Genomic DNA, 12,966 nt, shown 5'->3' with positions numbered 1-12,966 from the left:
CCCAACGCCTTTGTATCAATCCGGGAACGCTCATCCGTTTCCGGATTTTTTATACATACACGCGCAGTCAGACCAGTCCATCCTGGTTATCAGCGACATCCTCTCCGTTGTTATTCTCATCCAATCACAAGTGCAAATGAGAATTATCTTTACTCAATTCTCATCGCGACCTAACGTAATAATACTTTACATTTGATGATTAAAATTTCGGCAAGGTGAGAAATCATCGACCGTCTAACATGCTCTATTAAAGGGATATTTTGGCGCAATTTATGCAGTAATGCCCCGTCAGATAGCGTATTGATAACCTCAAAGTAACTTCAGGGATTGGGAAGCATATGATTAAAAAACTATTATCTTTACTGGTATTAAGCGCAATTTCCGCCACCGCCTTTGCCGCGACACCGCCGAATACGTTGGTTGTTGCCCAGGGACTGGATGATATTGTGAGTCTGGATCCGGCAGAAGCTAATGAACTCTCCAGTATTCAGACTGTACCAAGCTTGTATCAACGCGTTGTGCAGCCGGATCGTAACGATCCCGCGAAAATCACTCCGATTCTGGCCGAAAGCTGGCAGGCTGATCCTGTAGCAAAAACGCTGACCATAAAACTCAAAAGCGATGCGAAATTTGCCTCCGGTAATCCGGTGCGCCCGGAAGATGTGATTTACTCTTATGTCCGTGCCGTCACGCTGAATAAGTCCGGTGCGTTTATTCTCAATGTACTGGGCTGGCAACCGGAAAATATCGCCAGCCAGTTGAAGAAAATCGACGACCATACTGTCCAGGTACAGTGGAGTGCTGACGTCAGTCCGGCGCTGGCGCTGAATATTCTCTCTACGCCAATTGCCTCGATTGTTGACGAGAAGTTGGTTGCGCCAAACGCCAAAAATAACGACTTTGGTAATGAATGGCTGAAGATGCATTCCGCTGGCAGCGGCGCGTTTAAGATGCGTACCTACCAACCGCATCAGGCCATCGTGATGGAAGCCAACGCCAGTTCACCGACCGGCGCACCGAAGCTGAAAAGCGTCATCATCAAAAATGTTCCCGATCCTGCAACGCGTCGCCTGCTGATCCAACAAGGCGATGCTGATATGGCTCGCGATCTGGGGGCAGACCAAATTGATGCATTACAGGGTAAACCTGGCGTCAAAGTGATGAGTATTGCCTCCGCTGAGCAGAACTATCTGGCCTTTAATACCGGTAACAAGGATAACCCGCTGATGAGTAATCCTGCGTTCTGGGAAGCTGCTCGCTGGTTGGTCGATTACGACGGCATCACCAAAAATCTGCTGAAAGGGCAATACCTTACCCATCAAAGTTTCCTGCCAGTAGGTTTCCCCGGAGCACTGGAAGAGACACCGTTCACCTTTAATCCTGCCAAAGCAAAAGAGATCCTCGCTAAAGCTGGAATCAAAGACCCGCACTTCACGCTTGATGTCGAAAATAAACCGCCATTTATTACCATCGCGCAGTCAATTCAGGCCAGCTTTGCTCAGGGTGGTGTAAAAGTGGATTTGCTGCCAGCCGCGGGGAGCCAGGTTTACTCACGGGTTCGCGCCCATCAGCATCAGGGGGCCATTCGTATGTGGTTGCCTGATTATTTTGACGCACATTCCAACGCCAGCTCTTTCGCCTATAACGATGGCAAATCCAGCACCGTTGCCGGGTTAAATAGCTGGAAAATCCCGGAACTGAACAAAGAAACGCTGGCGGCAGTCGCTGAACCCGATAATGCTAAACGTCTTGATTTATATAAAAAAATGCAACAAGAACTGCAACGTAGTTCCCCGTATGTCTTTATTGATCAAGGCAAAACGCAAATTGTCATGCGTGATAATGTGCAGGGTTATCAACAAGGATTGAATGCCGATATGGTCTGGTTTGATCAGGTAACCAAATAATCCTGTACGCCACTCGCGCCCGACAACGTTATCGGGCGCGGTTACCAGGGCTGGTCCGCACTGCAGACCAGTCGCTGATTTTTCACTGTATGGAAAGATCATGTCTGCCGCTTTTTCCACTCACGCGAGATGGCGAGGCAAACGCCCTCTGCTCGCGCTCTTGCAGGGACTGTTTACCGTCTCTCTGACGTTGCTCGGCCTGCTGCTGATTACCTTTGCGCTTTCGGCCCTCTCACCGGTCGATCGGGTACTGCAAATCGTTGGCGATCACGCCAGCCAGTCCACCTATGATCAGGTGCGCCACCAGTTAGGGTTAGATCAACCGTTAGCCGTCCAGTTCTGGCATTACCTGGTGAATCTGGCTCACGGCGATCTCGGCATTGCCAGCGCTACCGGGCAACCGGTTCTCCAGGACTTGCTATCGGCGTTTCCGGCGACCCTGGAACTGGCGACGTTGGCGCTTATTGTCGGCTCCGTTGTCGGCGTTATTGCGGGTGTACTTTGCGCCCGTTATGTCGGTTCACCGCTGGATTTCGCCGTGCGGACACTGACTCTGCTGGGAAATTCCGTCCCCATTTTTTGGCTTGGTCTGCTGATGCTGGCACTGTTTTACGCCAGACTGCAATGGAGTGCCGGACCGGGTCGGCTGGATGATATTTATCAATTCACCATTGAACCCCGCAGCGGATTTGCGCTGATTGATACGTGGCTTTCTGGCGATCGCGAGGCGTTTACCAATGCCATCAACCATTTGATACTGCCGGTTTTATTACTGGCGTACTTCTCACTCGCCAGTATTACGCGCCTGACACGTTCCGCTTGTCTTGGCGAAATGAATAAAGAATATATTCTGCTGGCGCGCGCCAAAGGGGCCAGCGAGATGACAATTTTGCTACGTCATGTTTTGCCCAACATTCGCGGCACCTTGCTCACCGTTATCGCTCTCGCCTATACATCGATGCTGGAAGGTGCGGTACTGACAGAAACTGTCTTTTCATGGCCGGGCATTGGGCGCTATCTCACCACGGCGCTGTTCGCGGGCGACACTACAGCAATCATGGGGGGAACATTGCTGATTGGCGTCTGCTTTGTGTTGATAAATAACCTCACCGACCTGCTGATCCGGCTGACCGATCCGAGGTTGCGCTGATGCCGATGTTTCTCTTTTTACGCCGTTTGCGTCATTCACCCGCCGCGTTCTGCGGTTTGATAATTATCCTGTTATTGATGCTAATTGCGCTCTTCGCGCCGTGGCTGGCTCCTCACGATCCTAACTGGCAGGATGCGGCTGCACGGTTACAAGCGCCGGGTAGCCAGCACTGGCTCGGAACAGATAGTTACGGGCGAGATCTGCTTTCACGTTTAATCTACGGCAGCCGACCAGCGCTGGGTCTGGTGGCACTGGTGACCATCATTACACTCCCGGTCGGCCTGCTGATTGGCATTTTATCCGGATACTATGGCGGCTGGCTGGAACGCGTGCTGATGCGTTTTACTGACGTGGTGATGTCAATGCCGCGTTTGATTCTGGCCTTTGCTTTCGTTGCCATGCTGGGGCCGGGGCTGGTTAACGGCGCGCTGGCGCTGGCGTTAACCACCTGGCCCGCTTATGCGCGTCAGGCGCGCAGTGAGATCCAACGTCTACGACACAGTGATTATCTTGCTGCTGCAGAGATGATGGGCATCCGCGGCTGGCGTCTGCTTATTGGTCATATTTTGCCATTGTGCCTGCCATCGGCCATTGTCCGCCTGGCGCTGGATTTAGCAGGCATCATTCTGGCGGCTGCTGGCCTGGGTTTTCTTGGTCTTGGTGCTCGTCCGCCAATGGCGGAATGGGGAGCCATGATCGCTGATGGTATGCAGGTCATTTTCGATCAATGGTGGATTGCCGCCGCGCCCGGCGCAATTATCTTAATTGCCAGCCTGGCCTTTAATCTACTGGGCGATGGCTTGCGCGATGTTCTGGAGCCACAACATGACTGATCCGCGCCTTAGTATCAACAATCTCTGTGTCGACTATCCGGGTTCCCGGGTCGTTAACAATATCAGTTTTACATTAGGCAATGAGCGTCTGGCGCTGGTCGGTGAGTCAGGTTCGGGTAAGTCCATGACCGCCCGCGCCCTGATGGGGCTGGTACGCAAACCCGGAGTGGTAACCGCAGACACACTTAACATCCTGGGTCGTAATGCGCTCACCCTTAACGCGCGTGGATGGCAACAACTGCGCGGTAACGATATCGCAATGGTATTGCAAGATCCACGTTATGCACTGAATCCTGTGAAAACTGTGAAAGCACAACTGGAAGAGGCACTTACGCTTCACCAACGCCTGAGTCGCCGCGAAAAAGAAGAGAAAATAAATACCGCAATTCAGGCTGTCGGCCTTAATACGCGAGTGTTGCAAAGCTATCCACGAGAACTTTCTGGCGGGATGGGGCAGCGAGTGATGATTGCAATTGCGCTCATCAACAATCCCCGGGTATTGATTGCCGATGAGCCAACATCGGCACTGGATGTTCGCCTGCGCAATCAGATTCTGGAACTGCTGGTGACCCTGTGTGAACAACGACAGATGGCGATGCTGCTGATCAGTCACGACCTGCCATTAGTTGCCCAATTTTGCCATCGGGTGCTGGTGATGTATCAGGGAAGTAAGGTGGATGAAATGCGCGCCGATGCGCTACCCACAGCAACACACCCTTACACGCGCACACTGTGGACTTGCCGCCCGAGTGCGCAAACTTACGGACAGATGCTGCCGACGCTGGACAGGACGGCGATGACGCCGGAGAAATACCATGACGATTGTTGAAATTAATCACTTGCAGGTTACTTTTGCTGAGAAAACCGCAGTTTCAGCCGCCAGTTTTTCGGTTAATGCCGGAGAAACATTTAGCTTAATTGGCGAATCAGGCTGTGGAAAATCCACAATTTTGCGCGTAATTGCCGGATTACAGCGCGACTGGCGCGGCCAGGTATCGCTGTTTGGGCACACCATCAAACCAGACATGCGTTTTCAGGGCGATCTCCGCCGCAATGTGCAAATGGTGTTTCAGGATCCCTATGCCTCATTGCATCCCAATCATACGTTGTGGCGAACGCTGGCTGAACCGCTCAAAATCCGTGGTGAACGTGAAATAGAAAAACACGTCCATACCGCACTGGAACAAGTTGGTTTACCTGCCGACGCCGCTCGCCGCTACCCGCATCAACTTTCCGGTGGTCAGCGACAACGTATGGTTATTGCTCGCGCCCTATTATTACGGCCACAACTTCTTCTGCTGGATGAACCCACCTCAGCACTGGATATGTCGGTACAAGCGGAAATTCTTAATTTGTTGAATCAACTGAAGCGGAAGCACCAAATGACCTATCTGCTGGTCAGCCACGATGCAGATGTCATCGCGCACATGTCTGACCGGGCGGCAATGATGGATGGAGGGAAAATTCAGCGATTTTTCGATCGCAACGCTCTGGAAAAAGGTGAGCATCGGATGGATTAAAAATCCTTACATCGCATTAAATCATTCTGCCTGCAGGTCTTTTTACAGTTGTTTTTTTGTCCATCCGAACACTTTATACTGTCTATACCCTACCAAACCTCATTATCAAAATGAAAAAAATTATCACTTTGATGTTATTTTTGACATTCTTTGCACACGCGGACGACTCCGAGCCAGGCAGCCAGTATGTAAAGGCAGCAGAGGCCGGAGATAAACGCGCACAATATTTTCTTGCCGATAGCTGGTTTAGCTCCGGCGACTTGAGCAAAGCCGAATATTGGGCACAGAAAGCCGCTGACAGCGGTGATGCCGATGCCTGCGCGCTGTTAGCGCAGATCAAAATCACTAATCCGGTCAGTCTGGACTATCCACAAGCAAAAGTGCTTGCCGAAAAAGCGGCGCAAGCGGGCAGTAAAGAAGGTGAAGTGACGCTGGCACATATTCTGGTTAATACCCAGGCAGGTAAACCGGATTATCCGAAAGCGATTTCACTGTTAGAAAACGCCTCGGAAGATTTGGAGAACGACTCCGCCGTTGATGCCCAAATGCTGCTTGGCTTAATTTACGCCAACGGCGTGGGCATCAAGGCCGACGATGACAAAGCAACCTGGTATTTCAAGCGTAGCTCTACCATTTCCCGTACCGGGTATTCCGAGTATTGGGCGGGAATGATGTTCTTAAACGGTGAAGAAGGTTTTATCGAGAAGAACAAACAAAAGGCGCTGCACTGGTTGAACCTGAGCTGTATGGAAGGGTTTGATACCGGATGTGAAGAATTTGAAAAGTTAACTAATGGCTAAAATTGGGGTGTCGGATGCGGCGTAAACGCCTTATCCGACCTACAAAAATTACGCTAAATCAGGCTATTGTGCCGTCTGGCGTAGGCCTGATAAGACGCGGTAAGCGTCGCATCAGGCATCCACACATTGCCGGGTGGATATAACTTCCCGGCAATCTTCAATTACTGATCCGCCGTCTTATCAAATTTGCCCAGCACTTCACGCTCGTAGGCCATCGCCTTTTTGCGGTCAAATTTGTGTTCCCACTTGGCAATTACCAGCACCGCCAGCGCATTACCCACCACGTTCAGCGCAGTACGCGCCATATCGAGGATACGGTCAACACCGGCAATAAACGCCAGGCCTTCCAGCGGGATCCCCACGCTACCCAGCGTTGCCAGCAGCACCACAAACGACACGCCCGGCACGCCAGCAATCCCTTTCGAGGTCACCATCAGCGTCAGTACCAGAATGATTTCCTGCCAGATGGACAAGTCAATGCCATACAACTGGGCGATGAAGATAGCGGCAATACTTTGATACAGCGTCGAACCATCGAGGTTAAAGGAGTAACCAGTTGGCACCACGAAACTGGTGATTGACGCTGGTGCGCCGTAGGCTTCCATCTTCTCGATAATCCGCGGCAGCACACTTTCAGAGCTGGCAGTGGAATACGCCAGAATCAGCTCGTCTTTCAGAATACGAATCAGGATCCAGACGCTTAACCCGCACAGGCGCGCCACAATTCCCAACACCACCAGCGCAAAGAACAGAATGGCAAAATGCACCAGCAGCACCAGTTTCGCCAACGGCCACAGAGAAGAAAAACCAAAGTTAGCTACTGTCACCGCAATCAACGCAAACACACCAATCGGCGCGTAACGCATCACCATGTGAGTCACTTTAAACATGGTTTCGGAGATGGAGCGGAACACGGTCACCAACGGTTCACGATGCGTCGCGGGCAGGGAGGAAAGTCCCAGACCAAACAACACCGAGAAGAAGATGATCGGCAGCATTTCGCCTTTCGCCATCGACGCCACAATGTTCGTCGGCACCAGCGACAAAATAGTGCCCATTATGCCGTGGGAACTGCTTTGTACCGCTTCCGTGGTGCTCTGATATTTCGAAATATCGACAGTCGCCAACTGCGACATATCCACCCCGGAACCGGGCTGGAAGACGTTCGCCAGAGTGATCCCCAGAATGATAGCGACGGTGGTGATCACCTCGAAGTAGATAATGGTTTTCGCGCCAATTCGTCCGAGTTGTTTAGCATCACCAACACCTGCAATCCCAACAACCAGCGTGGAGATAACAATCGGCACAACAATCATTTTGATCAGGTGGATAAAAATATCACCCGCCGGAGAGAGCAAATTGACGACCAGCCATTCGCGGCTGTCGCTATGGTAGTGCAGGTAACTTCCCAGGAGAATGCCCAGCACCATAGCAAACAGAATCTGCCAGGCCAGGCTGAATTTTATATTTTTCATCAGAATAACTTCCTCAATGGAGCGCCGCTCTCCCGTTCAAAAACGTGAGAACGTGACATACTGCCAGGGCATGAATTGTGTTGCGTTGGTTTGTAGATTTTTTTAACGCTTATGATCAGTATCATTTGCGCGGTATGTTGCGCAACCCTTTAACAACAGAGCTTTTCGCTGCATTAATGCATAATAACGCGAGTTTATGGCAAGATTAATGCATAACCATTTGTTATGGAAAGATTTTTATTTGTTTAATTTGCAATAATACTGATTGGTGATTATTTTCTGAATGCGTTCATTCGGTTAATTTTTATGCAGCTCAATAACATAATCTTCAGCTCCGGATGATTAATCCGATCGCCGCTGCAGCAGTTTTGCCATATTAATCGACTCAACCAACTGTGTCCGGTTTACCCTGGGTGAGTTGAGATCCATCACTTTTTGCCATAGTTCGATGGATTGCGCGTAGTTCGCCTGCATAAACGCATCAGAAGCCAGCAGCATCAGGGCGGTGATTTCGTTTTCGTCCAGCGCCAGGGCTTTGTCGATCATCGCACGAGCCTGGGCGGTCATATGCTGGCTGGCCTGGTAATAAAGCACCGTCGCCAGCGCCGCGTACAGTTCAGCGTTCTCACCGCGCAGTCGCAGCGCCTGACGGTACGCCAGCAGCGAATTGCTGTAATCGTTTTGCCACAGGTAATACTCGCCCAGCAGCGCCCACTGTTCGCTATTTTGCGGGTTGGCGCGAATTTTATCCTGCAATGCCTGAAGCTGTGTCTCCGGTGTTTGCTGGCTGGCAAACTGATGTAACGGATCGCGCTGGCGCAGATACTCCGCACGTGCCGCCTGCCATTTCGGACTTAACAGATAACCGCCGATACAGAGCAGCGCCATCACAACCGCCAGCGCCACCAGCGTTTTTACCGGCACTTGAGGCTGTTTCACCGTTTCCCCCTCACCCGCCAGAGGATCAGCGCCATCAGCAGTAACAACACCACTGGCAGCGCCCACAGGAGCAGCGTCTGGCTGGTCAGCGGTGGGTTATAGCGGACAAAATCACCGTAGCGTTCGGTCATCCAGCCGACAATCTCAGCTTTGCTTTTCCCCTCCGCCACCATCTTGTAAACCTGATGACGCATACTGACTGCCACCGGCGCGTTGGATTCCAGTAAGTTCTGATTCTGACACTGCGGGCAACGTAACTGACTGGCAATATTTAACGCCTGTTCCTGTTGTTGCAGATTGGCGAATTGCCAGGTGTCTACGACCTGGGCGTGTGCAAAACAGGCAAATATCAACAGTAACGTGAGAAGCAATTTATTCATCGCGATTTCTCCCCCGCCATCCGCTTAGCAATGCACCCGCAATCATCAACAACCCTCCCCCCCAGATCCAGCGCACGCCGCTTTGTACATACAAACGAAAAGCGTATCGATCTGGCCCGGTTTTCTCCCCCATCACTGCATACCAGTCATGGATGCCGTTCCAGCAAATAGACGGCTCCATCATTTGCTGACGGCGCGCTTCATAAAAACGCCGCTCCGGCGTCAGTTCACCAATACGTTGCTGATGGTCAAACAGCGCCACTACCGCTTTTTCGCTGGTGTAATTGCCTTTGGCTTGCAGATCGAGGCGTTCAAAACGGAAGGTGTAACCCGCCAGCGTCACCTGCTGACCCGGCTGTAAATTCAGGCTGATCTCCTGACGGCTAATGCTGGAAACCACGATCCCGGCGGCAAATAACAGTACGCCAGAATGTGCCAGCAGCGCCGGAAGCGGTGCACGTTTGCCAGAGACATACGTCGCCAGCACAATCACCACCAGCATCAACAAACCAAACGGTAATGTCGCGCGATTAAAATACGGCGCACCAACGGAGAGACGCCCCCAGCCCAGCAGGCCGTAAATCATCGGATACAGCGTTCCCACCAGTACGATCAGCAGCACCGCGCAAAACAGTAACAGCGTTGCGAGAATTAACATTTCCCGCGATACCCCCGAAAAACGCACCGCAGAGCCACCGTCCCGCGCCCGCCAGCTATACAGCGCCAAAGACGCAAGGCTAATCAGTGCAAACAGGCTGAACAGCGGCACGGCGCGAACGTTATCCAGCGCGAACGCATGAACCGAAACCAGAATGCCGGAACGAACAATCAACGTACCCAGCAGCGACAGCATCAGCGTAACTATCGACAGCAACAGAGACCAGTGGCGTAAAATTCCCTGCCGACGTGTCAGAGACAAACTGTGCAGCAGCGCAGTGGCAGAAAGCCAGGGTAATAAGGAGGCGTTTTCCACCGGGTCCCAGAACCACCAGCCGCCCCAACCCAGTTCACAATAGGCCCACCAGGAACCGAGGATGATCCCCGCCGTTAATGCACACCACCCCGGCAGCGCCCATCGCCAGCAGACACGGGCGCTGGCTGCATCAAACTCGCCGCGCAGTAAACTCGCCAGCGCCACACTCGTCGCCACCATCAAACCGCCATAGCCGAGATAAAGCAGCGGCGGATGGAAGATAAGACCTGGATGCTGCAGCATCGGATTGAGATCGCGGCCTTCGATTGCTGGTGGGAATATGCGCACAAAGGGATCAGACCACAGCAACACAAACAGCAGCAGCGCGGCGAGTATGAGAGATAAAACGGCTAACGTGAGCGGAAATAGCGACCCGGTTTGCTGCCGATAATGCCAGGCAAACAGCGCGCTCCAGGCGGAAAGCAACAGCACCCAAAGCATCAACGAACCTTCATGACCGCCCCACACCGCCGCCAGTTTGAGTTCCCACGACAGCAAACTGTAGCTATGTTGAGCGACATAAATAACCGAGAAATCGCTGGTGAGAAAACAATACGTCAGTACGCCAAAGGCAAGCAGCAGGAGCGCGAACTGTGCCAGAGTGCCGATGCTGGTGAGCCGCATCATAGCAGGCCAGCGCAGTCGCACACCCACGAAGGTCGTCAACGGGGTCAACACGTTGACCCCGAGACTTAACAACAACGCCAGAAAACCGACTTCAGGAAGGAATACGTCCAGAAACCACCTCTTTTCTGGCCTACGCCACCGTCAACTGCCCAGCGTAGAGAATGAAAAAGCGCAGCATCAACACACCGATCAGGCTGGCTCCACACGCCGCCAGCACGGCGGGAATGCCGGAACTGCGATTCACCCACGGTTTGAGCAGCATTGGCACAATCAGCCCCAGCCCGACAACGCCAAGCCAGAACCACCCTGTCCAGAAACCGCCGCCCAATGCTGCCACCAGCGCCCGCACTTTACCGTCATCGCCCAACGCCAGACCGACGAAAAACGCCACCAGCAGGAAGATTTCACCCCATACAACGGGTATTTCCATACGGTGAACAAAGTGCGCTTCCGTGGAATGCGGGTTATTGCGCTGGCGTATCGCCATGGCGATCAGCGCCACTGCCGCACCGGACGAGATGCCGGAGAACAGGAACAGCACCGGCAGAATCGGGTTATTGAGGAACGGATACGATTTCAGCGCCGACAGCAGAAAACCGGTATAAGCCCCCAGCAACACCGCCAGCACCAGCATCAGCGTTTCCAGCCCGCGATGAACAGGCGTCAGCAGGGTCAGAACCTTTTGCACGATCCCCAGCTTCGGCAACCAGCGTTGTTGCAGGGCAAGCAAATCTTGTTCAAAGATTTTCGCCAGCCACAGCACCAGCACCACCATGTAGAGCTGAAACAGCATCACCCCCATCGACATCACCGAGGTAAAACTGTAGTGGAACATCAGTTTCCAGAAGGTCCACGGCTTCGTCAGGTGGAAGACGAGGATCAACAAACCGAGGATCACCGCGCCAGGCCCGACAAACAGCGTGGTACGCAGCAACGTACTGTCTGCACCGCCCACCTGTGGATAGAAACGACGCAGCAACACAGCCAGCGTCACCAACCCCGCAGAAATTCCCACTAAAAACAGATAGATGGCAATCGGCCAGTCCCACACCAGCGATTCAAAATGAAATGCGGAAGCCTGAGTCATTGGCTTACCTCCCCGTATTTAAACGGCACGCGGTACAGCTTCGGCTTGGTTCCCAGCGCCAGCTTGTAGCGGTAAGTGGTTTTCTGGCGCAGCAGTTTTGAAATTTCACTGTTGGGATCATCCAGATTGCCAAATGTCAGCGCCTTCGTCGGGCAAGCCTCAACGCACGCGGGCAGCTTACCGGCCTGCAAATTGGTCTTACGGCAGAAGTCGCATTTGTCCGCGGTCTTCGTGACCGGATGGATAAAGCGCACGCGGTACGGACAGGCGGCGATGCAGTACTGACAACCGACGCATAGATCCGGATTAACATCGACAATCCCGCTGGCGGCATCGCGAAAAGATGCACCGGTCGGGCAGACGTCAACGCACGGCGCATGGTCACAGTGCTGGCAAGACTTACGGAAGAAGCGATATTTCACATCAGGAAATTCGCCCTGCGGCTCGCTGCGAATAATCGTCAGGCGCGAAACACCTTCCGGCACCTTGTTCACTTCCCGACAAGCATCCATACAGGCGGTACAGCCGATGCATAACGACTCGTCATGCACCATGCCGTAACGCACGCCATTGATATTCAACGTTTTCGCCACCACGCGCCCTGCGGTGCCGCTGACGGCTGCCAGCACGCCGACGCCGGTGAGAAACTGGCGACGAGACCAGGTCATGGCTGCTCCTTAAGCAACGGAACAGACGCCGGGTTAAAGTTCGGATTGGTGCGCTGATCGCTGTGGCAATCGACACAAATCTTAATCCGTCCTTTGTCACTTAACGTCTGCATCGTATCTTGCTGTGGATGCAGGGAATGACAACTGGCGCACGCCACTTTAGTGACATGAACATCGTGCGGCCAGAATGCTTTTTGCAACTGTTCCGGTAGATGACAGGACATACAGACACTGTTCTGCTCTCCAACGTTGTACATCGGCTCGTTAAAGCGCATCACATCTTTCACCCCTTCGCGATGTTGCGGCGACGGCTGGCCGTGACAGTTGGTGCAGGTAACCGGCAGTTTGTTATTCGGGTTGATAACGGAAGCATGTTTGCCATGCATACCTTCGGTGTCTGGCTTATGACAGTCCAGACAGGCGGCGTCCGGGTTACGCTGCTGGGTAACTTCGTAGCGATCATCAGATACCTGCGCTGCAGGGGTAGCGGTAATTCCGTCCAGGCTCCACAACAGGCCCGACGCCAGCACCCCGGCAGTTAATAACGAACGTAATACGCTCATATTCACTCCATTGTGTTTTCCGCCCCTTGCGAGGCGGAACGGGG

Annotated in this window: 13 protein-coding genes; 6 read left to right on the top strand and 7 right to left on the bottom strand. The window is 52.9% G+C overall.

The window, feature by feature from the left end; all coding sequences use genetic code 11:
- The first annotated feature begins 338 nt into the window (after positions 1-338).
- The 6 genes from A1WG_RS10490 (at position 339) to yjcO (ending at position 6,210) form a co-directional block, all read left to right on the top strand.
- Positions 339-1,907, top strand: coding sequence for an ABC transporter substrate-binding protein (locus tag A1WG_RS10490; protein WP_001517584.1), 1,569 nt, complete (start codon positions 339-341; stop codon positions 1,905-1,907).
- A gap of 100 nt (positions 1,908-2,007) precedes the next feature.
- The gene (locus A1WG_RS10495) at positions 2,008-3,057 is read left to right on the top strand and encodes an ABC transporter permease (protein WP_001517583.1); all 1,050 of its coding nucleotides are present in this window, start codon (positions 2,008-2,010) and stop codon (positions 3,055-3,057) included.
- On the top strand, positions 3,057-3,890 hold the full coding sequence (locus A1WG_RS10500; protein WP_001131973.1) for an ABC transporter permease: 834 nt from the start codon (positions 3,057-3,059) through the stop codon (positions 3,888-3,890). The genes A1WG_RS10495 and A1WG_RS10500 overlap by 1 nt, the downstream gene beginning before the upstream one ends.
- On the top strand, positions 3,883-4,719 hold the full coding sequence (locus A1WG_RS10505) for an ABC transporter ATP-binding protein (RefSeq protein WP_001517582.1): 837 nt from the start codon (positions 3,883-3,885) through the stop codon (positions 4,717-4,719). Before A1WG_RS10500 ends, A1WG_RS10505 begins: the two co-directional genes overlap by 8 nt.
- Complete coding sequence (locus tag A1WG_RS10510; RefSeq protein ID WP_001517581.1) at positions 4,706-5,410, top strand: ABC transporter ATP-binding protein; 705 nt, start codon at positions 4,706-4,708, stop codon at positions 5,408-5,410. Before A1WG_RS10505 ends, A1WG_RS10510 begins: the two co-directional genes overlap by 14 nt.
- A 110-nt stretch (positions 5,411-5,520) precedes the next feature.
- Complete coding sequence (gene yjcO / locus A1WG_RS10515) at positions 5,521-6,210, top strand: Sel1 family TPR-like repeat protein YjcO (RefSeq protein ID WP_000720930.1); 690 nt, start codon at positions 5,521-5,523, stop codon at positions 6,208-6,210.
- Positions 6,211-6,371: 161 nt separating this feature from the next.
- On the opposite strand, the gene gltP is transcribed toward yjcO, so the two are convergent.
- From gltP to nrfB, 7 genes are all read right to left on the bottom strand, one after another.
- Complete coding sequence (gltP, locus tag A1WG_RS10520; protein ID WP_000789606.1) at positions 6,372-7,685, bottom strand: glutamate/aspartate:proton symporter GltP; 1,314 nt, start codon at positions 7,683-7,685, stop codon at positions 6,372-6,374.
- Between the two features lie 342 nt (positions 7,686-8,027).
- On the bottom strand, positions 8,028-8,624 hold the full coding sequence (gene nrfG, locus A1WG_RS10525; RefSeq protein WP_000812997.1) for a heme lyase NrfEFG subunit NrfG: 597 nt from the start codon (positions 8,622-8,624) through the stop codon (positions 8,028-8,030).
- Complete coding sequence (nrfF, locus tag A1WG_RS10530; protein WP_001037812.1) at positions 8,621-9,004, bottom strand: heme lyase NrfEFG subunit NrfF; 384 nt, start codon at positions 9,002-9,004, stop codon at positions 8,621-8,623. Before nrfF ends, nrfG begins: the two co-directional genes overlap by 4 nt.
- The gene (locus A1WG_RS10535; RefSeq protein ID WP_071990344.1) at positions 8,997-10,715 is read right to left on the bottom strand and encodes a heme lyase CcmF/NrfE family subunit; all 1,719 of its coding nucleotides are present in this window, start codon (positions 10,713-10,715) and stop codon (positions 8,997-8,999) included. Before A1WG_RS10535 ends, nrfF begins: the two co-directional genes overlap by 8 nt.
- Positions 10,716-10,734: 19 nt before the next feature.
- The gene (nrfD, locus tag A1WG_RS10540) at positions 10,735-11,691 is read right to left on the bottom strand and encodes a cytochrome c nitrite reductase subunit NrfD (protein ID WP_001517578.1); all 957 of its coding nucleotides are present in this window, start codon (positions 11,689-11,691) and stop codon (positions 10,735-10,737) included.
- Complete coding sequence (gene nrfC / locus A1WG_RS10545) at positions 11,688-12,359, bottom strand: cytochrome c nitrite reductase Fe-S protein (RefSeq protein WP_000220276.1); 672 nt, start codon at positions 12,357-12,359, stop codon at positions 11,688-11,690. Before nrfC ends, nrfD begins: the two co-directional genes overlap by 4 nt.
- Entirely contained in the window at positions 12,356-12,922 is a 567-nt protein-coding gene (gene nrfB / locus A1WG_RS10550; protein WP_001517577.1) for a cytochrome c nitrite reductase pentaheme subunit, read from the bottom strand. The genes nrfC and nrfB overlap by 4 nt, the downstream gene beginning before the upstream one ends.
- Positions 12,923-12,966 lie beyond the last annotated feature (44 nt).

This window comes from Escherichia sp. KTE96 (assembly GCF_000408525.1).
GTDB lineage: Bacteria > Pseudomonadota > Gammaproteobacteria > Enterobacterales > Enterobacteriaceae > Escherichia > Escherichia marmotae.
Note: the sequence above shows the minus strand (reverse complement) of the source record. Positions and strands in the feature narration are given on the sequence as shown.